Origin of the sequence: Aestuariivirga sp. (genome assembly GCF_037139295.1) — a bacterium.
GTDB lineage: Bacteria > Pseudomonadota > Alphaproteobacteria > Rhizobiales > Aestuariivirgaceae > Aestuariivirga.
In genome coordinates, this window is sequence record NZ_JBAXGR010000003.1 from 32,418 (window position 1) to 57,968 (window position 25,551).

The 25,551-nt window shown below is 65.2% G+C and carries 21 protein-coding genes; 11 read left to right on the top strand and 10 right to left on the bottom strand.

What is annotated here, in order from left to right; genetic code table 11:
• Positions 1-121: 121 nt before the first annotated feature.
• Both WCJ41_RS01685 and WCJ41_RS01690 read left to right on the top strand, forming a co-directional pair.
• Positions 122-2,407, top strand: a complete 2,286-nt coding sequence (locus tag WCJ41_RS01685) for a glycoside hydrolase family 3 N-terminal domain-containing protein (protein ID WP_336904085.1) — start codon at positions 122-124, stop codon at positions 2,405-2,407.
• A complete protein-coding gene (locus WCJ41_RS01690; protein WP_336904086.1) occupies positions 2,395-3,621 on the top strand; it encodes a glucoamylase family protein in 1,227 nt (408 codons plus the stop codon). Before WCJ41_RS01685 ends, WCJ41_RS01690 begins: the two co-directional genes overlap by 13 nt.
• Here WCJ41_RS01690 and WCJ41_RS01695 read toward each other — a convergent pair.
• The 10 genes from WCJ41_RS01695 to WCJ41_RS01740 form a co-directional block, all read right to left on the bottom strand.
• Positions 3,577-5,364 (bottom strand): ABC transporter ATP-binding protein/permease, encoded by a 1,788-nt coding sequence (locus WCJ41_RS01695; RefSeq protein ID WP_336904087.1) that lies wholly within the window; start codon positions 5,362-5,364, stop codon positions 3,577-3,579. The genes WCJ41_RS01690 and WCJ41_RS01695 overlap by 45 nt on opposite strands.
• Positions 5,365-5,452: 88 nt before the next feature.
• Positions 5,453-5,806, bottom strand: coding sequence for a hypothetical protein (locus WCJ41_RS01700; RefSeq protein WP_336904088.1), 354 nt, complete (start codon positions 5,804-5,806; stop codon positions 5,453-5,455).
• A gap of 100 nt (positions 5,807-5,906) precedes the next feature.
• Positions 5,907-6,902 (bottom strand): FecR domain-containing protein, encoded by a 996-nt coding sequence (locus WCJ41_RS01705; protein WP_336904089.1) that lies wholly within the window; start codon positions 6,900-6,902, stop codon positions 5,907-5,909.
• Between the two features lie 57 nt (positions 6,903-6,959).
• Positions 6,960-8,912, bottom strand: coding sequence for an adenylate/guanylate cyclase domain-containing protein (locus WCJ41_RS01710; protein ID WP_336904090.1), 1,953 nt, complete (start codon positions 8,910-8,912; stop codon positions 6,960-6,962).
• Positions 8,913-8,929: 17 nt separating this feature from the next.
• On the bottom strand, positions 8,930-9,712 hold the full coding sequence (locus WCJ41_RS01715) for a hypothetical protein (RefSeq protein WP_336904091.1): 783 nt from the start codon (positions 9,710-9,712) through the stop codon (positions 8,930-8,932).
• A gap of 42 nt (positions 9,713-9,754) precedes the next feature.
• On the bottom strand, positions 9,755-11,422 hold the full coding sequence (locus tag WCJ41_RS01720; protein WP_336904092.1) for a thiamine pyrophosphate-binding protein: 1,668 nt from the start codon (positions 11,420-11,422) through the stop codon (positions 9,755-9,757).
• Positions 11,419-12,744: a histidinol dehydrogenase gene (gene hisD, locus WCJ41_RS01725; protein WP_336904093.1), complete on the bottom strand. Its 1,326-nt coding sequence runs from the start codon at positions 12,742-12,744 to the stop codon at positions 11,419-11,421. The genes WCJ41_RS01720 and hisD overlap by 4 nt, the downstream gene beginning before the upstream one ends.
• A 10-nt stretch (positions 12,745-12,754) precedes the next feature.
• Positions 12,755-13,768: an SIS domain-containing protein gene (locus WCJ41_RS01730; protein ID WP_336904094.1), complete on the bottom strand. Its 1,014-nt coding sequence runs from the start codon at positions 13,766-13,768 to the stop codon at positions 12,755-12,757.
• 1 nt (position 13,769) lies between these two features.
• Positions 13,770-14,429 carry a TerC family protein gene (locus WCJ41_RS01735; protein ID WP_336904095.1) on the bottom strand — a complete coding sequence of 220 codons (660 nt, stop codon included), beginning with the start codon at positions 14,427-14,429 and terminating at the stop codon, positions 13,770-13,772.
• Positions 14,430-14,503: 74 nt separating this feature from the next.
• The gene (locus tag WCJ41_RS01740) at positions 14,504-15,331 is read right to left on the bottom strand and encodes a phosphogluconate dehydrogenase C-terminal domain-containing protein (RefSeq protein WP_336904096.1); all 828 of its coding nucleotides are present in this window, start codon (positions 15,329-15,331) and stop codon (positions 14,504-14,506) included.
• 103 nt (positions 15,332-15,434) lie between these two features.
• On the opposite strand from WCJ41_RS01740, the gene WCJ41_RS01745 reads away from it, so the two are divergent.
• The 9 genes from WCJ41_RS01745 (at position 15,435) to otnC (ending at position 25,537) form a co-directional block, all read left to right on the top strand.
• The gene (locus WCJ41_RS01745) at positions 15,435-16,202 is read left to right on the top strand and encodes an aldolase/citrate lyase family protein (protein WP_336904097.1); all 768 of its coding nucleotides are present in this window, start codon (positions 15,435-15,437) and stop codon (positions 16,200-16,202) included.
• The gene (locus WCJ41_RS01750) at positions 16,202-17,245 is read left to right on the top strand and encodes an NAD(P)-dependent oxidoreductase (protein ID WP_336904098.1); all 1,044 of its coding nucleotides are present in this window, start codon (positions 16,202-16,204) and stop codon (positions 17,243-17,245) included. The genes WCJ41_RS01745 and WCJ41_RS01750 overlap by 1 nt, the downstream gene beginning before the upstream one ends.
• A gap of 72 nt (positions 17,246-17,317) precedes the next feature.
• Complete coding sequence (locus WCJ41_RS01755) at positions 17,318-18,775, top strand: extracellular solute-binding protein (RefSeq protein WP_336904099.1); 1,458 nt, start codon at positions 17,318-17,320, stop codon at positions 18,773-18,775.
• Between the two features lie 66 nt (positions 18,776-18,841).
• Positions 18,842-19,729 (top strand): sugar ABC transporter permease, encoded by an 888-nt coding sequence (locus WCJ41_RS01760; protein ID WP_336904100.1) that lies wholly within the window; start codon positions 18,842-18,844, stop codon positions 19,727-19,729.
• Positions 19,730-19,742: 13 nt separating this feature from the next.
• On the top strand, positions 19,743-20,585 hold the full coding sequence (locus tag WCJ41_RS01765; protein WP_336904101.1) for a carbohydrate ABC transporter permease: 843 nt from the start codon (positions 19,743-19,745) through the stop codon (positions 20,583-20,585).
• A gap of 2 nt (positions 20,586-20,587) precedes the next feature.
• Positions 20,588-21,661, top strand: coding sequence for an ABC transporter ATP-binding protein (locus tag WCJ41_RS01770; RefSeq protein ID WP_336904102.1), 1,074 nt, complete (start codon positions 20,588-20,590; stop codon positions 21,659-21,661).
• 8 nt (positions 21,662-21,669) lie between these two features.
• Entirely contained in the window at positions 21,670-23,637 is a 1,968-nt protein-coding gene (locus tag WCJ41_RS01775; protein WP_336904103.1) for a hypothetical protein, read from the top strand.
• A gap of 5 nt (positions 23,638-23,642) precedes the next feature.
• A complete protein-coding gene (gene otnK, locus WCJ41_RS01780; protein ID WP_336904104.1) occupies positions 23,643-24,902 on the top strand; it encodes a 3-oxo-tetronate kinase in 1,260 nt (419 codons plus the stop codon).
• Positions 24,899-25,537, top strand: coding sequence for a 3-oxo-tetronate 4-phosphate decarboxylase (otnC, locus tag WCJ41_RS01785; RefSeq protein ID WP_336904105.1), 639 nt, complete (start codon positions 24,899-24,901; stop codon positions 25,535-25,537). Before otnK ends, otnC begins: the two co-directional genes overlap by 4 nt.
• Positions 25,538-25,551 lie beyond the last annotated feature (14 nt).

A 25,551-nucleotide genomic window follows, 5' to 3' on the forward strand; every position in this document is an offset into this window, starting at 1 on the left:
CGAGGTTTCCTGTCGCTGCGCGCGGCGGGCTTCACCGGCGAATGCCGGATTTTCCGAGTTGTCCAACACGTGAACGACCCTATACTCGCTGCCACTTTGGTCACTCCGGGGCAGGCGCGACGTGCCGCTGAACAAGACACGCTTCATCGACGCCCTCCTCTCTCGCATGAGCCTGCGCGAGAAAATCGGGCAGCTGAACTATCCCCATGCCGATGGGTTGCCGACCACGGGTGCGGCACAAGGTGCTGACACCAGGACGCTGATCCTGCGCGGCGAGCTGTGCGGCACCTCCGCCGGGCATGATGCGGCGGAACGGCGCGCGCTGCAGAGGCTCGCCGTGGAAAAGGGGCCGCACGGCATTCCGCTGTTCTTCGCCAAGGACTGCATCCAGCGCTACGTGACGGGCGCACCCATTCCGCTGGCACAGTCCTGCTCATGGGAGCCGGAGCTGCTGCGGCGCATCGCAATGATGACGGCGGCGGAAGCGCGCGCCGACGGCATCAGCCTCAACTGGGCGCCGATGCTGGACATCACGCACGATGCGCGCTGGGGCCGCGTGGCGGAGGGCCACGGCGAGTTGCCCTATCTCTGCGCGAAGCTGGCAGAGGCGGTGGTGCAGGGCTACCAGGGTGCCGACGGCGACCTGGCACGGCCCGGGCGCATGATGGCGACGCTCAAGCATTTCGCAGGCTATGGCCTTGCCATGGCGGGGCGCGACTATGCGGCAGTCGAGGCAAGCCCCGCGACGCTGATGCGCATCATGGAGCCGTTTCGCGCCGGGATCGCGGCGGGTGCGGGTGCCGTGATGGTGGCCTTCTCGACCCTGAACGACATGCCGGCCACCGCGCACCGTGTGCTGCTGCACGACGTGCTGCGCCAGCGCTTCGGCTTCAGGGGCATGGTGGTGACCGACTTCACCGCCATCGACCCCGAGCTCGTCAACCACGGCATCGCCGCCAACGCGCGCGAGGCGGCCTATCTCGCCTTCACGGCGGGTGTTACGGTGGACCTCGTGTCCTGCGCCTTCCTCAACCACCTCGAGGCACTGGTAGAAGAAGGGCGCATCAGAGAGGCGGAGGTGACGGCGCGCTGCCGGCTGGTGCTGGAAGCCAAGGCGCGGCTGGGATTGTTCGATGACCCTTACCTGGGCCTCGAGGAGGGCTCACACGCGGCGCGCAAGCCAGCCCATGTGGCGCTGGCGCGCGAGGCGGCGGTGAAGGGGCTGGTGCTGCTCAAGAACGACGGCCTGCTGCCGCTCGCCCGTGGCGGCCGGCTGGCGGTGATCGGCCCGCTGGCGGATGATCGCATCGACATGCAGGGCACCTGGGCCATCGACGTCGATCCCGCGCACAACGTGACGATGCTCGAGGGCCTGCGCGCCGCCGGGGGCAACACCCACCTGCTGCATGCCACGGGCTGCAACATCGTGGAGCATGAAAACGTCGCGGCGCGGCTCAACATCCATAACCGCGACATGCCTTCGGTGGTGATCGACGCACGCCCGCTGGCCGAGATGCTGGACGAGGCGCGCGCCATTGCCGAACAGTCCGATGCCATCGTGCTGTGCCTCGGCGAGGCGAAGGAACATGCGGGCGAGTCATCAACGCGCCTCGACATCGCGCTGCCCGGCGCGCAGCAGGCGCTGTTCGACTGCATGCGCGCGACGGGAAAGCTGCTGGTCGTGGTGGCGATCTCCGGCAGGCCGCTGGCGCTGACCGGCGTGATGGAGGCCGACGCGCTGATCTGGACGGCGCACCCGGGATCGGAAGGCGGACACGCGATTGCGGAGGTGCTGTTCGGCGACAAGGCACCTTCCGGGCGGCTCAGCATGGCGCTGCCGCGCCATGTGGGGCAATTGCCGCTGGCCACCGAGGAGCTGCCGAGCGGGCGGCCGAAGGATGCAATCGGCATCGACGTGCCGGGCGACCATGAAGTGGACGAAGCGGGCCGCCACGTGTTCCGCAAGTTCACCACGGCCTGCATCATCGAGGGGCCGGCAACGCCGCTGTTCCCGGCGGGCTTCGGCCTCACCTACACGCGCTTCGCCTATGGCGCGGCGACGGCCAGCGCGCGCGTGCTGAAGGGCGCGGACGCAGTGCTGGAAGTGAGCGTGCCGGTGACCAATGCCGGCGCGCGCGAGGGCACCGAGGTGGTGCAGCTGTGGCTGCGTGATCCGGTGGCAATGATCTCGCGCCCGGTGCGCGAACTGAGGGGCTTCGTGCGGCTGACGCTGAGGCCCGGCGACACGGCCGTGGCGCGCTTCCGCCTGACGGCGGACGACCTCTGCTATGACCGGGGAACGTCGCTCGGCGAGATGGTGCGGGGCTGGGAGGCCGGCGACTTCATCCTCATGGTGGGTCCCAATGCGCGCGACGTGCAGGCGCTGACGGTGACATGGGAAGCGTGACGACGCGCGCCCTGCTCGATCGCGTGCAGCGCGAGACGCTGCGCTACTTCACCGACTTCGCACATCCGGCAAGCGGCATGGCGCGCGAACGCTCCGGCAACGCGAAGATGATGGACACGGTGACGACGGGCGGCACCGGCTTCGGCATCATGGCGATGATCGCCGGGGCAGAGCGTGGCTTCATTGCGCGCGGCGAGGCGGTGGCACGAATCGCGCTGATCTGCCGCTTCCTCGAGAGCCTGCCGCGCTATCGAGGCGCCTTCGCGCACTGGATCAACGGCAACACGGGCGAGACGGTCGCCTTCTCGACCCGCGATGATGGCGGCGACATCGTGGAGACAGCCTTCCTGATGATGGGGCTGCTCACGGCGCGGGAATATCTGCGAGGCCATGAGCCCGCACTGGCGCTGCGGATCGACGCCTTGTGGCGCGCGGTGGACTGGGCGGGATATTGCCCAACGCCCGACGCCATGATGTGGCACTGGAGCCCGCAGCAGGACTTCGGCATGGCGCTGCATCTGCGCGGCTGGCACGAGGCGTTGATCGCCTTCGTGCTGGGAGCGGGCTCACCATCGCACCCCATCGACGTGCGCGCCTACAGCGATGGCTGGAAGAACAGCCCGTCATTCCGCAACGGCCATGCCTATTACCGCATCCGGCTGCCGCTGGGGCCGGAGATGGGTGGGCCGCTGTTCTTTGCGCATTACTCCTTCATGGGGCTGGACCCGCGCGGCCTTGCCGAGGGCGGCGTCGACTACTTCGCGCAGAACCGCGCGCAGGTGCGCATCAACCGCGCGCATTGCATCGCCAACCCGCACGGCTTTGCGGGCTATGGCAAGGCCTGGGGGCTGACATCGTCGGATGGGCCGCATGGCTATGAGGCCTTCTCGCCAACCGATGACAAGGGCGTGATTGCGCCGACAGCGGCACTCGCCTCGATGCCCTATCTGCCAGAGGCTTGTCTTGCGGCGCTGCGCCATTTCGATGCCTACCGGGATGGCGCGTTGTGGGGTGAATACGGCTTCCGCGATGCCTTCTCGGCACAGGAGGACTGGATCGCCCCGAGCCACCTCGCCATCAACCAGGGGCCGATCGTGGCGATGATCGAGAACGCGCGCAGCGGTTTGCTGTGGCGGCTGTTCATGTCGGCGCCCGAGGTGAGAGTGGGGTTAGACCGACTGGGCTTCACCATCGACGGCGGGCGCGTGGCCTGAGAGCAGTGGCGCGGCGACACCGGGTTCGGAGATGATGGTGACGCTGCGGCGATAGAGCTTCGCGAGATCTGCGCCACTGCCATTGCCGATGTCGAGCAGGCCCACATGGGCGAGCGGACCCTGCAGAAGGGCGATGATCTTGCCCTGTGCCTCCGGGTCGATCTGGACGAGCGCGTCATCCATCACCAGCCAGTCGGACTTCTGCAGGAGGGCGCGGGCAAAGGCGATGCACTGTCGCTCACCAGTGTCCAGCGACTGATCCCAGCGGTCATTTGTAGATAGCTGCTCCACGAGATAGCCAACCCCCACCGCTTCCAGCGCCGCGGCCACCTGGCCCGACGCATAGTCGCCGGGACGGTGCGGATAGCAGACGGACTCGATCAGGGAGCCCGGCGGTACATAGGCATGGGTCGGAAGATAGAGCGCACGTCCCTGTTCAGGCATGGTGATGCTGCCGCGGCCCACCTCCCACAGGCCCGCCAGCGCCCGGAACAGCAATGTCTTGCCGGACCCCGACACGCCATGCAGCAACACGCGCTCACCGGGAGCGATGTGCAGCGGATCCTCGTCGATGCGGACGCAGAGATAGGGTGTCATCACGCAGAGGCCGGATATCTCGATCGCATCCCCCTGCTCGCGGCGCACGATGTGCGGGGCGTCCGAGGTCTTGGTGCCATCAAACGCCGTGAGGGCGCGATGGAAACTGGTGACGCGGTAGAGCGTGGCGCGCCAATTGGCGATGGCGGGGAAGTTGCTGACATACCAGCGCAGCGAACTCTGCACCTGGTTGAAGGCGCCCACAATGAGCATCAATTCGCCGATGGTCATGCGGCCGGTGAAATAGAACGGCGAAGCGGCGACGATGGGGGCAACCAGCGCGAACCAGCCATAGCCCGCCGTCACCCAGGTGAGCCCCACAGTCGCGCGGATGGCGGCGCGGATGATGTCGACCACATTGCCAAAGGTGCCGGCGATGCGCGCGGCCTCCGCCGTCTCGCCATGCTGAAGGGAAATCGCGTCACGCGCCTCATTGACGCGGACGAGCTCGAAGCGGAAGGATGCCTCACGCGATGAGCGTTCGGCGTTCAACTCGACGAGACGGCGGCCGACGCGCCAACTGAGCCACGAGGCCGTGCCGGCGTAGAGCAACGCGCACCACACCATGAAGCCCGGAATCGCAATCTCATGCCCGGCAAGCGGAATGCTCACGGTGCCCGACTGGTCCCACAGCACGCCGATGAAAGACAGGAGCAGCAGCGTCGACTGGAACAAGCCGATGCCGAGAGCCCCCGTCAGGTCTGCCAGGTTGTCGACATCGATCTGCAGGCGCTGGTCAGGGTTTTCGCCGATCAGCCCCGAGCGCGCGATGGCCTCAGCGCGGCCGGGCTTCATCCACTGCGCCAGAAGGGCTCCGAACAGGCCCCGGCGCAGCGTGAGCTTCAGTGTCTGGTCAAGCCAGAGCTGGCCGACATTGAGCGCCAGCAGAACGAGCGCCAGTTCGGCGAAGACCTTGAGCTGCTGAAGGAAGCCCGGAAAGTCCTTATGGGTGAGCGAATCATAGAAGGGCTTGTTCCAGGCATTGAGCAGGATCTGGAACCAGGCGGTGGTGGCGATCACCACGACCAGCGCCGCTATCAGCAGAAGGATGCGACCGCCGCAGCGATTGGCGCGCAGCAGCGCGACCATTTCACCGAGTTGCCCGCCGAGGCCCTGGTGGGATGCATTGCCTGCCGGCTCACTCATGTCGCGAATCTTACCCCCGGAGCGCCGATGGCGCCAGCATGCGAAAGGCCCCGGCCGTGAAGCCGGGGCCTTGCATTTCCGGTGGGTCTCAGAGGGGCGTGACGCCCGTGATGTTGCCTGAAGCGTTGACGCGCACCTTGTACTTGTTGCCACCCTGCCAGGCGACGAACTTGTAGCTCGGCGCCGAGCAATCGATGGCGGTGACCTTGTAGAAGCCGCTGCCCTTGACGATGCTGCGGGCCTCGCCGCAGCTGACACCATAGTAGGGCTCGTAAACCGGCGCATAGACGCCGCCATAACCGTAGCCGGGATAGAAGCCGCCAACCCCGATGCCGACGCCGACGTTGAAATCGACGTGGGACTTGGCTTCGGCATTCTGGACCGGGAGCGCTGTGAGCGAGACAAGCACGGCGGCGATGGCAATCATGGACTTGGTCAGCATTGGGTGGTTCCTCCGTTTGAGTGAGGTCACCCTAACGCCGTGCCCGATGCGATGATGTGGTGCGCATCACAGGCCGCGGAATAAGCGAAAAATGTTTTGATCAGCCGGCCACGCCGGGCGCCGTCGGCGGGTTCGTGTTGCCGCCCGCCGGCGGGGTGTTGGGGTTGCCAGCAGCTGGTGGCGTGGTGGGGTTGCCAGCCGCGGGCGGCGTGGTGGGGTTGCCAGCCGCGGGCGGCGTGGTGGGATCGCCGGCTGCGGGCGGAGTCGCGGGGTCTCCAGCAGCCGGAGGCGTGTCGGGGTTGGTCGCAGGAGATGTGGGCGTTGGGGGCGTGCCCTGGGTATTGCGGTTGTCACGCGGGCCAAGGTCGGGGAAGTTGAAGTCAAGCGGGTCAGCGGGCTGGCCGAAGCCATTGTTGAGTCCGGGCTGGCTGAGCGCCGCACAGGAGCTGCCCGACAGGAAGCCGCGCGGCAGGCGGACGCCACCAGCAAGGAAGGGGAAGGCCTGGCCCACCGGAACGCCGAGCCCGGTGCTGCGGGTGATGCCGCGCGGCTTGGTCACCGCGCCGCCGGGCCGTGCGATGATGAATTCGCAACGGCGCTTCAGCGTCTGGCAGCCGCGGGCATTGCAGAACTGTGCTGAACCATTGAGCAGCGTCACCGCGGTGACACCGTTGCGGCCGACATAGACGTCAAAGGCGGTGCCGCGCACGCCCAGCGTGCCCGAGGGCGTGGTGATCTTGTACGCGGAATGGTCAGACTTTCCGCTGATCCAGCGCAGTGCGCCCTTGGTGGCGCCCAGGGTGAGCTTCTTCGCGGTGCTGCCGCCGGCATAGACATATTTGTCGATGACGACGCTGGAATTGGGACCGACCGCCAGCTTGGTGCCATCCTCGAACAGGAAGGCGCCGACGCCGACAGCATTGGTACGAATGCGCTCATCGCGGTGGATGTCGCCGCCCTTGGCGATGGGACCGGCTTGCCCGGTGACCTGCACTGTGATGCTGACGGCTTCGCCGACCTTTTCGGCGGCCAGCGCCGGCGTACCCAACGCCGCCGCAACCAGCAGGCCGAGAAGCAGTTTCCGAGGAGTCGCCATGCCGTCACACCCCTTCGCATTCAGATAAGTACATCTACGCACAGGCGCAGCCGTCGTTCAAGAAAGATCGTTTTCAACGCGGTCGTCGAGAAAGAACACTTCGTCCGCATGGCTCTTGCCGCGCAGGCGCACCTCGCCTGCCCGCCTGGTGCGGAACTGCGGGAGAAGCCGCGCCGTGGCGCCCGAAACCAGGATGTCGGTGGCCAAGTCCTTGCAGGTGGCCTCGATGCGGGCGGCCGTGTTCACTGTATCGCCCACGGCGGAATAGTTGAGGCGGCTCTGGGTGCCCACATTGCCGACGCAGGCAATCCCGGTGTGGATGCCGATGCCGATCCGCACCTGCTGGCCTTCGGGCAATGCGAAGGCTCCTGCCTCGTTCAGCTTTCGCAAGGCCTCGCGCATGCGCAACGCAGCCTCTGCGGCCTTGGCGGCATGGTCGCCCACGTCAAGCGGCGCGTTCCAGAAGGCCATGAGGCTGTCACCGATGTATTTATCCAGTGTGCCGTCCAGTTCCACCACCGGCACGCTGAGCGCGCCATGCACGGTGTTGAGGAAGCGGATCGTGTCCTGCGGGGAGAGCGCTTCGCTGAGGCTGGTGAAGCCGCGCACGTCCATGAACAGCACGGTGATCTCGCGGTTGACGCCACCCAGCTTCAGCGCCTCCGGGCTCTGCTCGATGCGGGCCAGAAGTGCCGGCGAGACATAGCGCCCGAAGGCCTGCCGGATGTAGCGCCGCTCGCGTTCGATGACGATGTACCAGAAGGCGGTGGTGGCGAAGACGGTGAGCAGCGCGCCGCCGATGGGCGAGACCGGATCGATGAGCAGGCCTTGCACCGTGAAGAGATACCAGCACAGCCCGGCGATCACCGCCATCATGACTCCCGCCGCGACGAGGCCTGCGAGGGGGCCGATGAATGTCGCCACAGTCACCAGCAACAACGACAAAGCCGCGATGGCGAGCACTTCCGCACCGTCGACCCAGGCGGGGCGGTTGAGGAACTGGCCGGTCATGATCTGGCTGATGATCTGGGCATGGATGGTGACACCCGGCACCGCCTCGCCCAGCGGCGTCACGCGGATATCCTGCAGGCCGGCAGCGGACACGCCGACGAGGACAATTGAACCTTGGACCCTGGACAGGTCAGCCTTGCCATCAAGAACATCAGCGGCGGAAAGGGTGGGGGTCGAGGCCTGTGGCGCTGCGTAAAAGCGCAGTTGGCCCTTCTCGTCGGTGGGCACGGTGAAGTCGGCGACGCGGAGCGACTGCATCTGGCCTGCAAAGAGAGGATCGCCCTGAATCACATAGGTCGAGGCAACAGCCCCCAGCCGCAGGGCCTCGAGCAGGAAGGCAGGATAGAGGTTGCCACCGTCCGACAGGAGCAGCGGCACCTCGCGCACCGTGGTGCCGGCCTGCTGGCCACTCAAGGTAATGTGGCCGAGACCGGATGCAGCGACGGTAAGCTCTGGCAACGGCAGGATGGCGGCGCCCAGTCGGGTGACGCCGCTCGCCACCTCCTCGCCAGAGACTGCGAAGCCTGCCATGACCTGCGGAAGTGCGCCCTGGCCCGGCGTGTCAGTGAAGGCCAGCGCCACGGGCTTGCCCGCAATCGCCGTGGCGAAATCCGCATCGCCGTCATGCAGGGTGGCGAGAAGAGCCGGATCGCTGATGCCGAGGGCGTGGCTGATAGCGGCGGGCGACAGGCGGTCCGGTTCGGCGAAGAGAATGTCGAATCCAACGGAAGCAGCGCCCGCGGCAAACAGCCGGTTCGTCAGTTCAGCCAATCTGGCGCGCGGCCACGGCCACTGGCCTTCGGCCTTGAGCGAGGCTTCGTCGATGGCGACGACGGTGACAGGCGTTTCGACAGCGGCGCGCGGCTTCAGCCGCTGGTAGATGTCGAGGGAGGCGGCGCGGAGTTCCTGCAGCGGGGTCGGGTCGAGCCAGCGCAGCAGGGTGAGCAGTGCGGCAATGGTGATGCCGAGGAGGAAGCCGCCGCGCCGTGCCCTTTTCATCGGCGGCGCAGCCCCCGTCAGTACATCGACTTGATGTCGGCCAGTTCGCGGGCGAGCCCCGCTTCGTCTCGCTGCTCGATGAAGCGGGCGATATCAGGAAGACGCGGGCCAATGAGCGCACCGGTGACGGTGAAGAACTCATTCTCGTTGATGGCCTCGGTGGGCTTGCCATCCTCGGCGAAGAGCAGCGCAACGCAGGCAATCGAGAACACCGCCACGTTGGGCTCGACCCGTGCGAAGAAGCGGTTCTTGTCCGACACCGCGCCGATGCGGGCGACGGGGCCCTGCTCGACCAGCGCGATCAAGATGCGCGCCATGGTGAGGCTTTCCGGCACGCTGTCATCACTGCGCGGGGCGAGACTCCTGCGGGCGGCATCCACCCGGTGCTCGAGAATGAGCCAGGGGGGCGAGGAATAGCGCCCGGCGATGTGGATCGCAGCGCGGTAGAAATAGGCATTGAAGGTGGGGTTGTGGGTGAGGCTGTCGTTGCGGATGTCGCCCGCCACCGCATGCATGAGGCCGGGCGTGAAGGGCGACGGCAGCTTGCGCCATGAGGGCAGGAACAGCGAGATCGAGAGATCGGCCCCGCAGCTCATCAGCCCGTCCACCATGCGGGCACCGCGCGCCACCACGCGGGAGAGGAAGGGCACGCGGCCGGGCTCCCCCTTGCCGAAACGGTCGGCATTGGCGAGGTCACGGATATAGTACTGGGCCGCCCGCAGGCCATCGCGCACACCGGCGGCAGCGCAGGTAGCGTGGGCGGCGAAAGGTACGTTCTCGGCTCGCGAAGCGGTGGTCATGGTCCCATTTGAGCCCCGGGGAGGCCCCGCCGTCAAGTTTTGCTATTTCTTCAGCGCGGCGTTGCGGATGTCGGTGAGGCTTCTGGCCGGGGTGATGGCCTCCGGGTCGATCAGGCAATGGATGATCGAGGCCTTGCCGCTGGCCCGGGCGCGCGCCAGCGCGGGGCCGAATTCGGCAGTATTCCGCACCGTTTCGCCATGGCCGCCATAGGACCGGGCCAGTGCGGCAAAGTCCGGGTTCTTCAGCGCCGTGGCCGAGATGCGGCCGGGATACTCGCGCTCCTGGTGCATGCGGATGGTGCCGTACATGCCATTGTCGACAACCACCACGATGACCGGCAGGTCATATTGCATCATGGTCGCGAATTCCTGGCCGTTCATCATGAAGCAGCCGTCGCCCGCGAAGGCCATGACCTCACGCTCAGGCTGCAGCGCCTTGGCGGCGACTGCAGCGGGCACGCCATAGCCCATGGTTCCGGATGTGGGGGCAAGCTGCGAGGCAAAGGCCCGGAAGGGCCAGAAGCGGTGCACCCAAGTGGCATAGTTGCCCGCACCGTTGCAGTAGACCGTGTCGGCCGGCATCACCTGCTTCAGGTGCGCCATGACTTGCGCCATCTGAAGCTCGCCCGCTGTCTTCACCTTCGCGGTGTCGCTCCACGCGAGATATTCGGCATGCGCCGCCTTGGGGCTGCCGGCCCATTTCACGGCATCGGGCTTCGGCAGCTCTGCCGCCGCTGCCGCGAAGGCATGCGGCATGGCGAGAATGCCGAGGCCAGCGCGATAGACCTTGTTCAGTTCCTCCGCACCCGGATGAACATGGACGAGCTTCGAGCCGTCGCCCGGAATGTCGAACAGCGTGTAGCTCTGCGACGGCATTTCGGAAAGCCTGCCACCGACCAGCAGCACGAGGTCGGCGTTCTTGACGCGCTCCAGCAGCTTCGGGTTGGGGCCGATGCCGAGATCGCCCGCGAAATTCGGATGGTCCGCCGGGAACAGCATCTGGCGGCGAAAGGTGACGGCGACGGGAAGATCAAAGGTCTCGGCGAAGCGCTGAAGATCCTTCACGCCCTGCTCGCTCCAGCCGGAGCCGCCCGCCAGCACGATGGGGCGCTCGGCTTCGAGCAGGCGGCGCTGGAGGGCCTCCATGTCTGCTGCACCGGGCTTCATCACCACGGGTGCGCAGGCCAGCGAGTCTGCGACCTCCACCTCGTCGGTAAGCATGTCCTCCGGCAGGGCAATCACCACCGGACCGGGGCGCCCTTGCGTTGCGACATGGAAGGCGCGGCTGACGATTTCGGGAATGCGCTCGGCGCGGTCGATTTCGACCACCCACTTGGCCATGGTGCCGAAGACGGCCTTGTAGTCGAGTTCCTGGAAGGCCTCGCGCTCCTTCATGTCGCGCGCCACCTGGCCCACGAACATGATGAGCGGGGTCGAATCCTGCGAGGCGACATGAATGCCGCAGGAGGCATTGGTGGCGCCGGGGCCACGCGTGACCATGACGATGCCGGGTTGGCCCGTGATCTTGCCCGCGGCTTCCGCCATGTAGGCGGCACCACCCTCCTGGCGGCAGACGATGGTCTTGATGTCCACGTCATGCAGCGCGTCGAGCACCGCGAGGTAGCTTTCACCGGGCACGCAGAAGACATGGCTGGTGCCGTGGATCTTCAGCTGGTCGACGAGGATCTGTCCGCCGGTGCGAAGGCTCATCGATTGGTCCTCAACAGTCTGGCACGCGTTTCGGACACGGCATTGGCATGGCCGTCGAAGCCCTCGTAGCGCGCGATCACCTCGGCATGCTTGGCCTGTTCAGGGTAAGCCTTGCCGGTGACATAGGCCACCGAGGTGCGCTTCATGAAGTCATGGACAGTCAAGGGCGAGCCGGTCTTGGCCCAGCCGCTCGTCGGCAGCACGTGGTTTACGCCGATGGTGAAGTTGCCGAGCGTCGGCGGGGTGTGTCGGCCGAGCAGGATTTCGCCTGCGTTCTCCAACCGGCCCAGATACTGGAACGGCTCGTCCGAATGCACGCCCAGGTGCTCCGGCGCATAGTCGTTGCAGAAGGCGATGGCTTCCTCCTCATCGCGCGCAAGTACGATGCCGCCCATGGGGCCGCCGAGCACGGTGGAGGAGTAGGCTACGCGCTGTTCGCCCATCTGCTTCCAGAACTCGGGGATCGCCTGCAAGGCATCCTCGGCGACCTTGCGGCTCCACGTGACGAGAAAGGCTGAGGAGTCCGGCCCGTGCTCGGACTCGATGATGAGGTCGAGCGCCGCGAGGCGACCATCCGCCGTGTCATCCGCCAGCACGATCAGTTCGCTGGGGCCGGCAGGCGTGCCGACGTCGAGCAGGTGCGAGCAGAGGCGCTTGGCAGCACCCACCCAGGGGCTGCCGGGACCGACGACCTTTGCGCATTTCGGAATGGTCTGCGTGCCATAGGCGACGGCCGCAATGCCTTGCGCGCCACCGGCCTTGAACACCTTCGAGACACCGGCCATGCGGGCCGCGACGAGGGTTGCATCATCGAGGCTTCCATCGGGGCCTGGCGGCGTAATGATGCAGATTTCCTTCACACCCGCCACCTTGGCCGGGATCGACTGCATGAGCACCGAGGACGGAAACGACCCCTTGCCGCGCGGAATGTAGCAGGCCACCGAGTGGATCGCGTTGGTGCGGTCGCCTGCGAAGACACCGGGGCGGATTTCGTGGAACCACATTTCCTCCGGCTTCTGGTCCTCATGGAAGCGTCGGATGTTGACGGCCATATACTCCAGCGCGTCCTTCACCTTGGGGTCCAGCGTCTTCTCGGCGCGGGCGAAATCGGCCTCCGTCGCGGCCAGCGTATTGGCCTCGACTGGGGCCTTGTCGAACTGGCGGGCAAAGCGGGCCACCGCCTCGTCGCCCTCGTTCTTCACGGCGAAGACGATGGGCCTGGCCTTTTCCTCGAAGTCGGCGAGGTCGGCCTCGCTGCGCTTCAGCAGCTGGTCACGCGCGGTGCGCGTCATCTTCGAAAGATCGTGGAAGGAGATGGTCATGCCGGGTCCCTCAATAGGATACTTTCTTGTAGTAGCGGCGCGTGGTCAGCGGATGGTTGCGTTTCACCTCGAGGTGGGCCGAGAGGCGCTCCAGGATGGTGGCAAGGATGACGGGAGAGATCAACGCGCGCGTTTCCGGCGAGATGCCGGGCATTGCGAAGATGGCCGTATCGAGCACCGTGACCTTGTCCGTGTACTGACGGGCGAAAGCCTCCACCCGGTCGGTGAGCGGGCGGTAGGCATCCTCACCCTTGAAGATCACGACGCTCACGCCCTTCTCGACCAGCTCCAGCGTGCCGTGGAAGAAGTCAGCGGCGTGGATCGGCCTTGTCCTGATCCACTGCATCTCTTCCAGAATGCACATGCCGTAGTACCAGGCCTCGGCCCAGCTGCCACCCGCAGCCGTGATGATGTGATAGGGCTCGTTGCGGAAGGCCTCGGCCAGATGCACGGCCTCAGGCTCGAAGGCCTGCTTGGCGGCGAGCAGTTGCTGCGGCAGCATGGTGAGCTCGGCGACCGTCTTCCGGTAATCCGCGAACTCGCCGCGATGCGCCATGATGGAGAGCGCGATGAGCAGCGACTGCAGGTAGAAGGACTCGGATGACGTGTCGTCCTCGGCGAAGTTTACGAACACATGGTCGGCCTTCTGGCCGAGCGGCGTCTCCTTGTGGCCAACCAGCGCGATGATGGTGGCGCCCTTCGCCTTGCAGTAGTCGAGGGTGGCGACGGATTCCTTCGTTGTGCCCGACAGCGAGGGGATGACGATAATCGAGTCCTTGCCCAGCGCATGGTGCCCGGTGATCACCAGTTCGGCGGCGATTTCCATGAAGGCGGGAAAGCCCGAGCGGCGCTGCAGCAGCAGGGCCGCAGGCTGCATGAGGATGGCGGCACCGCCGGTGCCGAGGAAGAAGATGTTCTTCGCGCCCTTCAACAGCGCTTGGCCGATGGCGGCGTGGATGGGTGCTGCCACCGCAAGAGCGCCGGACTCGATGCGGAGGAAGCGGTTGCCATCGAAGTTCAGCATGTCAGGTCACCACCGGATAGAGTTCGAGGACGCCGCGCCAGATCATGTCGAGGGCGACGTAGAAGATGATGGCAAGGCCGACATAGGCGATCCACCTGTACTTCTGAAGCAGCCGCGCGATGAAGGAGGCGGCAAGGCCCATCAATGCGATCGACAGGGCGAGGCCGATGACCAGCACGCCCGGGTGCTCGCGCGCGGCACCGGCGACAGCCAGAACATTGTCGAGCGACATCGAGACGTCCGCCACGATGATCTGCCAGGCCGCCTGCGCGAAGGTTTTGCCACTTGCGGGTGCGCCCACCGAGCCGTCGGCGTCGAGATCCTCGCCGGTCACAGCTTCGATGCCCTCTTGCTCGGCGTGGCTTTCACGCAGTTCGCGCCACATCTTCCAGCACACCCACAGCAGCAGGAAGCCACCAATGAGGATGAGGCCGAGAACGCCGAGTAGCTGGGTAGCGATGCTGGCGAACAGGATGCGCAGCACGGTGGCGGCAATGATGCCGACGAGGATCGCCTTGTTGCGCTGTTCGCGCGGCAGCCCTGAGGCGGCGAGCCCGATAACGACGGCGTTGTCGCCTGCCAGCACGAGGTCGATCATGATGACCTGCCCCAGCGCCCAAAGGGCTTCTCCCGTCAGCAACGACTGCACGAATTCAAGCATGTGAAACTCCTCGCGGCTTTCAGCACCAATGGGGCGGAAAGCGCAAGGGTTTCCTGCGGGATGGGGCTATGTGATCAGGTAATCCGCTTGATCGAGGCGGCGATTTCTTCCGGCTCGAAAACGCGCTTCCAGTCGTCGCGCATCAGCATGGGCTTGCCGAACTGGATGGCCTTGTTGCAGGCATCCGAGAACACGCCCGGCTGTTCCTTGAAGATGACCGCGCCCAGAATGTTCATGTGGCCGAGCAGGAAGTCCCGCGCGGCTTCCGCCGGAACGCCACGGGCCACCACCTCGTCCATGGCCTCGCGCATCACGTCCAGCAGCGAGGCGACGACGGTTTCGGAGAGGCCCGGCTCCAGCAGAGCCATCTGCTCCACCGTCACCCGGTGCGAGCGCATGACGGGGGCCCAGATGGTGCGGGCGACCTCTTCGCCCAGCGCATAATGCTCCTCCGGGCCCTGCATCAGGGCGGAGACGATGTGCTGCCTGGCGGCGATGCCGCCGAAACGGTCGAGCTTGGCCTCCATCGCCGTCTCGTCGTTGAAGATCGGCGGATGGCAGGGATGGGTGACGAAATAGGTGAGGTCCGGCCGGTCCGGCAGATGGCCCGCGAAAGGGGCCGCGGCATCCAGCACCACCACCATGGTGCCGGGCTTCAGCAGGTGGTTGATGGACTGCGCTACCTTGCCGATATGGGTGTCCGGCACGGCGAGGATCGCCACCTCGGCATCGGCCAGCGCGGTTTCCGCCGAGACGCACTGCACGCCGAAATCCTGCGCGAGGCGCGCCCGGCCCTGCTCGCTCACCTCGACATGCCGCAAGGTAAACCGCGACTCCTTGAGATTGCGCGAGAGGCGATGGCCCATTTTGCCACCAGCCCCGAAGAGAGCGATTGACGTCATGCAAAAACCTCGGATAGCCTTCGGCTCTGCTTACATGCTACTGGTATGATAAGTCAAACAGTGCGACCTGGAGCCAACCGGGCGTTCATGGGAGGAGTGCCCGATGGGGCTGAAGGAACTCGCGCATGCGCCGGGGCCGAAGATCGGCAATTTCATTGTCGAATTCGCCACGCCGGGCATCGGCCACATCCTCAAGGCGGCGGGCCTGGACTTCGCCTTCTTCGACATGGAGCATTCGGGCTTCTCCTTCGAGACGCTGAAGAGTGCTGTTCGCTATTTCGAGGCAGCACAGGTGCCCTTGATCGTGCGCGTGCCCGCCCAGGAGAACGACATGCTGGCGCGGGCCTGCGACATGGGGGCGGAAGGCCTCATCGCGCCAATGATCTCGAGCGCCGCGCAGGCGCAGGCAATGGTCGACTCGGTGAAATATTTCCCGGCCGGCAAGCGCGGCGTGGGCCTGCAGATGGCGCATGACAATTACCGCGCAGCCCCGGTGGCCGACGCGCTGAACGCCGCCAATGACCGCACCTCCGTGATCTGCCTTATCGAGACGGCAGAGGGAGCCGAGAACGTCGACGAGATCGCAGCCGTCAAGGGTGTGGACGGCTTGTGGGTCGGGCACTTCGACCTCTCCGTGTCACTCGGCATTCCGGGCGAGTTCAACCACCCGAAGTTCACCGCCGCCATCGACCGCACCATCAGGGCCGCAAAGAAGCACGGCAAGTTCCTTGGTCGCCTGGTGCCGAGCGCAGACGCCGGTATCGCATTCTACAAGGACGGTTTCGACTTCATCTGCTACTCGGGCGACATCTGGGTGCTGCGCGACGGGCTTGCTGCCGCCGCCAAGGAAATCCGCGAAGGGGCGAAGTGATGGGCCCGTTCCGCGTCGCCCTCTCCGAAGACTTCAGGAAGGCGGACGGATCGCCCACCTTCCCCGACTTTGACCTCACGCCGCTCGCTGAAGCGAAGAACGTCGAGATGGTGTACCTCGACAATGCGTCACCCATTCGCGGTGACCAGCTCGAGGAATTCGACGCACTCATCCTGCTCGCACACCGCTTCGATGCGACGAGCGTGCCGACGTCCGGCCGCCTCGCCGTCGTGGCCCGCTTCGGGGTTGGCTATGACACGGTGGACGTTGCCGCCTGCACGGCGAATGACATTGCGCTCGCCATCACGCCCGATGGCGTGAGGCGCCCGGTGGCTGTGTCCATCATCACCTTTATCCTCGCCCTCACCGGCAAGCTGATGGTGAAGGACAAGCTCGCCCGGCAGGGCGCCCCCGGCTTCGCCGCACGCGGCGCACACATGGGCGTTGGCCTCGTCGGCAAGACGCTAGGCTCGCTGGGCGTTGGCAACATCGGTGCTGAAATGTTCCGGCTGGCGAAGCCCTTCGACATGAACTTCATTGCGCATGATCCCTTCGCGGACAAAAAGATTGCCGCCGAGCTCGGCATCGAGCTCGTGTCGCTGGAGGAGCTGTTCCGGAGCTCCGACATTCTTTGCGTCAACTGCCCGCTGACACCCGAGACGCACCACATCGTCAATGCCGAGCGCCTTGCACTGATGAAGCCCACGGCTTACTTCATCAACACCGCACGCGGGCCCATCGTCGACCAGAAGGCGCTGACGAAGGTACTGCAGGAAAACAGGATCGCCGGTGCGGGCCTCGACGTGTTCGAGCAGGAGCCGACCGACCCCGACGACCCGCTGCTCAAGCTCGACAACATCATCGCAGCACCCCACGCCCTGTGCTGGACCGACCAGTGCTTTGCAGGGAATGGTGCCGCCGACATCAAGGCCGTGCTCGACGTGATGAAGGGCCAGCAGCCGCGCGGCGTGGTCAACCGGGACGTTCTGGAACAGCAAGGATTCAAGGCCAAGCTCGCTGCCTTTGGCAGGCGCTTCGGCTGAACAGGAATTCCCCGGAAAGCGGGGAAACGAATGGCTGCTCACCGCCGCCGTTCAACAATAGGAGGAAGACAAATGGTTACAAGACGTGACGTAGGCAAGATCGGCGTCGCAGCCGGACTTGCTGGCTCGACGAGCCTTGCTGCTCGCCAGGCCGCAGCGGCAGACGCGGCGCAGACCGCCGTCGACGCCGCCAAGCAATACAGCGGCCAGACGATCTCCATCGTCTGGGAAGCGGGCCTGCAGGCCCTCGACCCGCTGAACTTCTCCGGCCCGAAGTGGAAGGAACTGACCGGCATTGACGTGAAGGTCGTGGAAGTTTCCACCGCCGAAATGTTCACCAAGATCATGCAGGACTACAAGTCGGGTGCCGGCGCCTATGACGCGCTCAACGTCATCCCGTCGTGGATGCCCGACCTTGTGAATGCCGGTGCACTCGAAGACCTCGACCCGTTCGTGGACAAGTACGGTTACCGCGAGGAACTGCAGAAGATCGCCGCTACCTACCGTGACAACCAGATGATGGTGAACGGCAAGATCTATGGCTTCCCGGACGACGGCGACGTCTTCGTGATGTATTTCCGCAAGGATATCTTCACGGACCCGGCAGTGCAGGCCGCCTTCAAGGAAAAGACCGGCAAGGACCTGGCCGTGCCCACCACCTGGGCCGAATTCGACGCCACAGGCCCGGTGCTGACCGAACTCCTGAAGGACAAGGGCACCTATGGCGCCGGCTTCTTCCGCCAGCCGCCCTACACCATGTTCATGTTCCAGGAGCGCTTCCGCAACGAAGGCGGCAAGTTCTTCGACGCCGACTCGATGAAGGCGACGATCAACTCGGACGTCGGCGTGAAGGTTTTGACCGACATGCGCGCAGAGAACGCGTGGATGCCGCCAGGCGTGGAGCAGTGGGGCTTCGTCGAGAACCTCGCCGCCTTCCTGCAGGGACAGACCGCGATGACCATCTCGTGGCCGCCCTATGGCCGCTGGGCCGCCGGATACGGCACCGACCAGGAAGTGCTGAGCTGGGTCCCGAAGTCCACGATCGCCGGCAAGGTGGGTTACGCCATGCCGCCGGGCGGACACCCGGAACTGGCCGCTGGCTTCTGCCTCTCCGTCGCATCGACGTCGAAGAACAAGGATGCGGCCTATCTGTTCATCCAGTGGCTGAACAGCGAGTCGACTTCGCTGCAACGCGTGCAGCTTCCCTACGCGCTGCGTGACCCGTTCCGCGACTCGCACTTCACCTCGGCCGAGTATCTTGCCAAGTGGCCGGATGCGAAGGACTATCTCGCGGCCCTGCAGGCGGGTGCAACGAACGGCCTTCTCGACCTCTCGGTGCTCCAGACCGACAAGTACGAGGAGACCTTGCGCCAGATGATCTCCAAGCTGTGGGCCGGCGACGACCCCAAGGCGATTGCCGACGCGGCCGCCGCCGAGTGGGACGCCATCACCGACAAGATCGGCGTCGACAAGCAGAAGGCGGTCTATGGTGCCTGGGCGTCAAAGTCCGGCGCCTATCCGAAGATGTAAGCAAGCGCTCAAGTCCCTCCCCCTTATGGGGAGGGACATCTCTTCCTCCATGCCCCCTTGAGTCACATGCCCACCATTGCCGCCCATCGCCAGCCGGACCGGAACTTCAGGTACTGGATCATCGCGCCTGCGATCTTCCTGCTGCTGGCGGTTGGCCTGTTTCCGCTGATCTATTCGCTCATCGTGTCGTTCATGCGCATCGACATGATGGATACCGACACCTCCTTCGCCGGTCTCTACAATTACAAGCAGCTGTTCAAGGATCTCCGCCTCTGGCAGTCGCTGCTGCACACCCTTGTCATCACCGCCATCGCGCTGCCGCTGGAGCTGCTGTTCGGCCTCGCCATGGCGTATCTCTTTCTCGAAAAGATGCCGTGGCGGCAGATCTTCGTGTCGCTCCTCGTGCTGCCCACCATCATCTCGCCCATCGTGGCGGGCGCCACATGGCGGCTGCTGCTCGACAACCAGTATGGGCCGATCAACCAGATCCTCGGTTGGTTCGCCGGCCACCGGGTGAACCTGCTGTGGACGATCAACCCCTTCCTCGTCTACCCGGCCATCATCTTCTGCGAGATCTGGCAGTGGACGCCCTTCATGTTCCTGATCCTTCTGGCGGCGCTGTCCAACGTCGACAAGTCGCAGACGGAAGCCGCCGAGATCGACGGCGCATCCTTCATCCGCACCTTCCGCTACATCGTGTTGCCGGCGATCTGGCCGGTGATGGCGATTGCCATATTAATCAGGGGCCTCGACCTGTTCCGCATCTTCGACATCATCTGGGCGCTCACCATGGGCGGACCCGGCACCATGACGGAGACGATCTCCATCTACACCTACACCATGGGCTTCAAGCAGTTCGAGACGAGCTACACGGCGGCCATCGCCTTCCTCGTCATCGCCATCCTCACCGTGGTCGTCACATGGGCCATCCGCAGAATGGGACTTGCCAAGTGAAGAGATCAGCGAAATGAGCGCCGCCCTGCCCTTCCACCGCCGCCCCGGCAACCGGCTCGCCTTCCGCTATGCGCTGGCGGTGATCATCACGATCATCTTCGTGTTCCCGGTCTACTGGCTGTTCATCATCTCGTTCAAGACGCCGGACGAGATCTTCGCCTTTCCGCCGGTGTGGTATCCGAAATCGCTCCAGCTGGCGAACTACAAGGTGCTGTTCAAGGACGGTGACGCCGCCACCGTGGGCAACAGCCTCATTCTCGCGTCCGTCTCCACCTTCTTCGCCATGATCCTCGGCACCATCGCCGCCTACAGCCTCGTGCGCTTCAAGACGGGTGGCGAGAACCTCGCGGTGTGGATCATCTCGCAGCGCATGATGCCGCCCGTCGCCATCGTGTTCCCGCTTTTCCTCGTTTATGTGTGGCTGGGCTGGGTTGACACCTATGTGGGTCTCATCGTGCTCTACACCGCCTTCTCGCTGCCCTATGTCATCTGGATGATGCGCGGCTACATCGAGGACATTCCGCTTGAACTCGAAGAGTCTGCCCTCGTCGATGGCTGCACGCGCGGGCAAGTGCTGTGGAAGGTGGTGCTGCCGATGGCGCGCTCCGGCCTCTTCGCCACCGCCGTCTTCACCTTCGTGTTCGCGTGGAACGACTTCCTCTTCGCGCTGGTGCTGACGCGCACGGAGGTGACCACCTACACCGTGCAGGTGACGCATTACTTCGGCGGGCAGTCCAATTTCTGGGCCAAGATCGCCGCCATGTCGGTGCTGGGCACCATTCCCGTCTTCTTCACCGTCGCGGTGATGCAGCGCTACCTGGTGCGCGGCATCTCCATGGGCGCAGTCAAGGGCTAACGATGTCTGACCTCAAGATCACCGGTCTTCACAAGCATTACGGCGCCTTCCATGCCGTGAAGGGCATCGACCTCGAGGTGCCATCGGGCGAGTTCACCGTGCTGGTCGGCCCCTCGGGCTGCGGCAAGTCCACGCTACTGCGGACCATCGCAGGCCTGGAGGAGGCAAGCTCGGGCACCATCGAGATCGGCGGCGAGGACGTGACATGGGCTCGCCCGCGCGACCGCAACATCGCCATGGTGTTCCAGAACTACGCGCTCTACCCCTATCTCAACGTGAAGGACAACGTGGCCTTCGGGCTCCGCTCACGCAAGGTGCCGGAGGCAGAGGTGGAGAAGCGCGTGTCGCGCGCGGCCGAGATGCTGGGCATCGGCCACCTGCTGACGCGCTTCCCGCGCGAGCTTTCGGGCGGCCAGCGCCAGCGCGTGGCCATCGGACGGGCCATCGTGCGCGACGCGATCCTCTATCTCTTCGACGAGCCGCTCTCGAACCTCGATGCGCAGCTGCGCGACGACATGCGCGTCGAGATCAAGCGCCTGCACCAGGAGCTCGGCCGCACCATGGTCTATGTGACGCATGACCAGATCGAGGCCATGACGCTCGCCGACCGGATCGTGCTGCTGCGCGACGGTCTGATCGAGCAGCAGGGTTCGCCCCTGGACCTGTTCGAGCGCCCGAAGACGCGCTTCGTGGCGGGCTTCCTCGGCAGCCCCAAGATGAACTTCATCCCCGCGACGACGACCGAGACGGGTGTTGCGCTCAACGACGGCACACGGCTTGACATGCCAGGCCGCAACGGACTGAAAGCCGGCCAGGCCGTGGTGCTGGGGCTTCGCCCGCAATATATCGCCATGGCGGGGCAGTCGCTGGCCAAGGGTCATGCCCGCGTGCCCGTCACCATCGAACTCGTGCAACCGACGGGCTCGCGCGTTCAGGCCACCATGCCGCTCGGTGGCGCCTCGATCATCGCGGAACTCGCCGCTCATGATGTTTCCCGCCCCGGCGAGCGGACGGAGATTGACATCGACATGACACGTGCGGTCATCATCGATCCCCAGAGCGAACAGGTCATTTGAGGATTCCCATGGCGAAAAGCACCCTTACCCGCGCAGTGAAGCTGACCGGCACGGACGTCGCCGAAGGCAAGCGCCGCACCCTCACAGCCGGGCCGATCACCGCGATGTTCGACAATGGCGCGCTGCGCTACATCCGCTATCGGGGCTCGGAAGTACTGCGCGGCATCGCCTATCTGGTGCGCGACAAGGACTGGGGCACCTATGCACCGGCCATCGAGAACCTCAAGATCAGACAGGGCAAGGATGGCTTCTCCATCAGCTATTCCGCCACCACCAAGGACAGGACCCAGGGCCTGCATTACGTGGCGAAGATCGAGGCGAGTGCCAAGGGCACGCTGAACTTCACCGTCACCGGAACGCCGTCGACCGACTTTCTCACAAACCGCACCGGTTTCACCATCCTGCATCCGCTCAATGGTGTCGTCGGTGAGCCCGTGGAGATCGTCCATACTGACGGCAAGAAGAAGAAGGGCCGCTTCCCCAAGATCATCAGCCCCGGCCAGCCGGTGTTCGAGATCCGCTCGCTGAAGCACCAGGTGGTGCCGGGCGTGACCGCGACCGTGCTGATGGAAGGCAACAAGTTCGAGATGGAGGACCACCGCAACTGGATGGACGCCTCCTACAAGACCTATGTGTGTTCGTTGCTGGACCCCTGGCCCTACACGCTGAAGAAGGGTGAGCCCTTCACCCAGTCGATCACCGTGACGATCGAGGGCAAGCCTGCGGCGAAGAAGGCTGCCAAGGTCGGCTCCGGCATCACCGTGGACGTCGGCGCCGTCAAGGGCATGATCCCGGCCATCGGCATCGGCGTGCCCATGTCAGAGGCCAAGCACGCGCTGGCCAAGATTGACCTCATCGCGGCGATGGAGCCCAACCACCTCGTCTGCCAGATCGATGGCCGCAACAGCGGCCAGCGCGAGGCCGCCGCTGCCTTCCGTGAACTGCGCGAACGCACCGGTGCCCTCTCCTTCCTCGAGATCGTGCTGTCGGCCAAGAAGCCAGCGGCGGAAGAGGTTGCCGCCATCGCGAAGGAAATCCGCGCGGCGGACTACAAGCCCGATGCCATCGTTGTCACGCAGATGCACGACCTCAAGTCGTTCCAGCCCAACACGCCGCGCCCGTGGGGACCCACTTACGAAGAAATGGCAGCCGCGGTGCGCAAGGAATTCCCCGGTGTCACGCTGGGCGGCGGCATGCTGTCGTTCTTCACGGAACTCAACCGCAAGCCCACACCCAAGGGCGTGTTCGACTTCATCACCCACACGGTGTGCCCGATCGTGCACGCGGCCGACGACATCTCGGTGATGGAGACGCTGGAGTCGCTTCCCTCCATCATCGCCTCCACCCGCAACATGATCGGCAAGGATACGCCCTATCTGCTGGGACCTTCCTCCATTCCCTGCCGCGACAACCCGTATGGCGCCGTGGTCTCTGCCAACCCCAACAACTCCCGCGTCTGCCTCGCCGACATGGACCCGCGCCAGCGCGGATTGTTCGCCGCCGCCTGGAATGTCGGGCTGCTCTCTGCCTTCGCCAAGGGCGGGCTCGATGCCGTGTCGCTGGGCGCGGTGACGGGGCCGCAGGGCGCCATCTACCGCAAGGCGGACCATGCCCAGCCGTGGTTCGATGGCGCCAAGGCGGAGGTCTATCCCACCTATCACGTGCTGGCGGGGCTCAGCGCTGCAAGCGGCAACCGCCGCCTCGATGCCGTGTCGAGTGCGCCGTCAACCGTCGCCGCACTGGCGCACAAGTCACCCGATGGCACGGAGCTGTGGCTCGCCAACCTCACGCCTGAGGCGCAGAAGGTGAAGCTCTCGGGCCTCAAGGGTGCCGCTGAAATCCATCGCCTGACGGATGGCAACTTCCAGAAGCTCGCCACCGACCCCGACTTCCTGTCGGGCAAGGGCGAGACGGTGAAGAAGCTTTCCAGCGTCGAACTCGGGCCCTACGGCGTCGTCCGCATCCGGACGGCCTGAGCGCCATGATCCTCGGCTGCATCGCCGACGATTTCACGGGCGCCACCGACCTCGCCAACACGCTCACGCGGCGTGGCATGCACACGGTGCAGACCATTGGCATTCCCAAGGGTGCAGCACCTGAGGCTGATGCCGTGGTGGTAGCGCTGAAGTCGCGTACCATTCCGGCGGCTGATGCGGTGGCGCAGTCGCTTGCTGCCTGCCGCTGGCTGAAGGCCAATGGCGCAAGGCAGATCTTCTTCAAGTACTGCTCGACCTTCGATTCCACTGACGAAGGCAACATCGGCCCGGTGGCCGATGCGCTGCTGAAGGAGTTGGAATCGGACTTCACCATCGCCTGCCCGGCCTTCCCGGAAAACGGCCGGACGATCTATCTGGGCCACCTCTTCGTTGGCGGCGAGCTGCTCTCCGACTCATCGATGAAGAACCACCCGCTCACGCCCATGCGCGATGCGAACCTCGTGCGCGTGCTGGGGCGGCAGTCGCAGCACAAGGTGGGGCTGGTGCCCTACAAGACGGTGAAACAGGGTGCCCCCGCCATCGCAGAAGCCTATGCAGCACTCGCGGCACAAGGCATTGGCCATGCCATCGTCGATGCGCTGGAGGACCGCGACCTCGAACATATCGGCGCCGCCTCCTCCGCACTGCCGCTGATCACCGGTGGTTCCGGCGTCGCCATCGGCCTGCCGCAGAACTACCGCACGGCAAGGCTCATCCCGAAGCGCGAGGGCGCGTCGCCATTGGCAAAGGTCGGCGGCCCCGGCATCGTGCTGTCAGGCTCCTGCTCCGCCGCCACGCTGGGCCAGGTGGAGCGTTTCGCGGCCAAGCATGCCGCACAGGCGATCGACCCGCAGGCGCTCGCGAACGATCAGGAGAAGACAGTCGCCGCCCTGCTCGCCTGGGCCATTGAGAAGCTGAAGAAGGGCCCTGCCCTCATCTATGCCTCCGCCGCGCCTGACAAGGTGGCGGCCGTGCAGGCCAATTTCGGGCGCGAGAAAGCGGGTGAGATGATCGAGCATGCCATTGCGAAACTGGCGAGCGGGCTTGCCGCGCAGGGCGTGCGGCGCTTTGTGATCGCAGGTGGCGAGACGTCCGGTGCCGTGGTTTCGGCCTTGAAGGTTGAGGCGCTCGAGATCGGGCCGCAGATCGCGCCCGGTGTTCCGACCTGCCTCTCGTACGGAAGTCCGCGCTATGCACTGGCCCTGAAGTCCGGCAATTTCGGCGGGCCTGATTTCTTCGCGGAAGCGCTGGAGGCCCTGGCATGAGCGAGGCGAAAGCGCGGGAGCTTATCTGCGAAATGGGCCGCTCGATGTTCGAGCGGCGCCTCACCTTCGGTTCCTCCGGCAACATCTCGATGCGTGTGGACAACGGCTGGCTGATGACGCCTACGGGTTCATCATTGGGCCGCCTCGACCCCGCACGGCTGTCGAAGCTGGATGATCAGGGCAAGCTTGTCGATGGCGACGATCCGACCAAGGAAAGCTTCCTGCACCTTGCCATGTATCGCGAGCGGGCGAAGGCGGGTGCGGTCGTGCATCTGCACTCCACCCATTCCGTCGCCGTCTCCTGCCTCGACTGCATCAACCATGAGGACGTTCTGCCGCCGATCACCGCCTATTATGTGATGCGCGTCGGCAAGCTGCCACTGATCCCCTATTATGCGCCGGGCGACAAGGCGCTGGGCGAGGCCGTGGGCAAGGCTGCCGCCAACCACAATGCGGTGCTGCTGGCCAACCACGGCCCGGTGGTGGCGGGCACCAGCCTCTCCGCCGCCGTCGATGCCATCGAGGAGCTGGAGGAGACCGCGCGGCTCTACCTGCTGCTGCATGGCCGCCCCACCCGCTACCTGACGGACGAGCAGATCGCCGACCTCAAGCGCCGCTTCCCGCCGCAGGGTTGATCAGGCTAGACTGT

Excerpts from the sequence above, each read along its gene's own strand:
- otnK (WP_336904104.1), top strand. The coding sequence starts at position 23,643 with ATGATCCTCGGCTGCATCGCCGACGATTTCACGGGCGCCACCGACCTC.
- WCJ41_RS01720 (WP_336904092.1), bottom strand. The coding sequence starts at position 11,422 with ATGAGCCTTCGCACCGGCGGACAGATCCTCGTCGACCAGCTGAAGATC.
- WCJ41_RS01715 (WP_336904091.1), bottom strand. The coding sequence starts at position 9,712 with ATGACCACCGCTTCGCGAGCCGAGAACGTACCTTTCGCCGCCCACGCT.
- WCJ41_RS01735 (WP_336904095.1), bottom strand. The coding sequence starts at position 14,429 with ATGCTTGAATTCGTGCAGTCGTTGCTGACGGGAGAAGCCCTTTGGGCG.
- WCJ41_RS01740 (WP_336904096.1), bottom strand. The coding sequence starts at position 15,331 with ATGACGTCAATCGCTCTCTTCGGGGCTGGTGGCAAAATGGGCCATCGC.
- WCJ41_RS01755 (WP_336904099.1), top strand. The coding sequence starts at position 17,318 with ATGGTTACAAGACGTGACGTAGGCAAGATCGGCGTCGCAGCCGGACTT.
- WCJ41_RS01695 (WP_336904087.1), bottom strand. The coding sequence starts at position 5,364 with ATGAGTGAGCCGGCAGGCAATGCATCCCACCAGGGCCTCGGCGGGCAA.
- WCJ41_RS01775 (WP_336904103.1), top strand. The coding sequence starts at position 21,670 with ATGGCGAAAAGCACCCTTACCCGCGCAGTGAAGCTGACCGGCACGGAC.
- otnC (WP_336904105.1), top strand. The coding sequence starts at position 24,899 with ATGAGCGAGGCGAAAGCGCGGGAGCTTATCTGCGAAATGGGCCGCTCG.
- WCJ41_RS01730 (WP_336904094.1), bottom strand. The coding sequence starts at position 13,768 with ATGCTGAACTTCGATGGCAACCGCTTCCTCCGCATCGAGTCCGGCGCT.
- WCJ41_RS01710 (WP_336904090.1), bottom strand. The coding sequence starts at position 8,912 with ATGAAAAGGGCACGGCGCGGCGGCTTCCTCCTCGGCATCACCATTGCC.
- WCJ41_RS01705 (WP_336904089.1), bottom strand. The coding sequence starts at position 6,902 with ATGGCGACTCCTCGGAAACTGCTTCTCGGCCTGCTGGTTGCGGCGGCG.
- WCJ41_RS01745 (WP_336904097.1), top strand. The coding sequence starts at position 15,435 with ATGGGGCTGAAGGAACTCGCGCATGCGCCGGGGCCGAAGATCGGCAAT.
- hisD (WP_336904093.1), bottom strand. The coding sequence starts at position 12,744 with ATGACCATCTCCTTCCACGATCTTTCGAAGATGACGCGCACCGCGCGT.
- WCJ41_RS01760 (WP_336904100.1), top strand. The coding sequence starts at position 18,842 with ATGCCCACCATTGCCGCCCATCGCCAGCCGGACCGGAACTTCAGGTAC.
- WCJ41_RS01770 (WP_336904102.1), top strand. The coding sequence starts at position 20,588 with ATGTCTGACCTCAAGATCACCGGTCTTCACAAGCATTACGGCGCCTTC.
- WCJ41_RS01690 (WP_336904086.1), top strand. The coding sequence starts at position 2,395 with ATGGGAAGCGTGACGACGCGCGCCCTGCTCGATCGCGTGCAGCGCGAG.
- WCJ41_RS01765 (WP_336904101.1), top strand. The coding sequence starts at position 19,743 with ATGAGCGCCGCCCTGCCCTTCCACCGCCGCCCCGGCAACCGGCTCGCC.
- WCJ41_RS01700 (WP_336904088.1), bottom strand. The coding sequence starts at position 5,806 with ATGCTGACCAAGTCCATGATTGCCATCGCCGCCGTGCTTGTCTCGCTC.
- WCJ41_RS01750 (WP_336904098.1), top strand. The coding sequence starts at position 16,202 with ATGGGCCCGTTCCGCGTCGCCCTCTCCGAAGACTTCAGGAAGGCGGAC.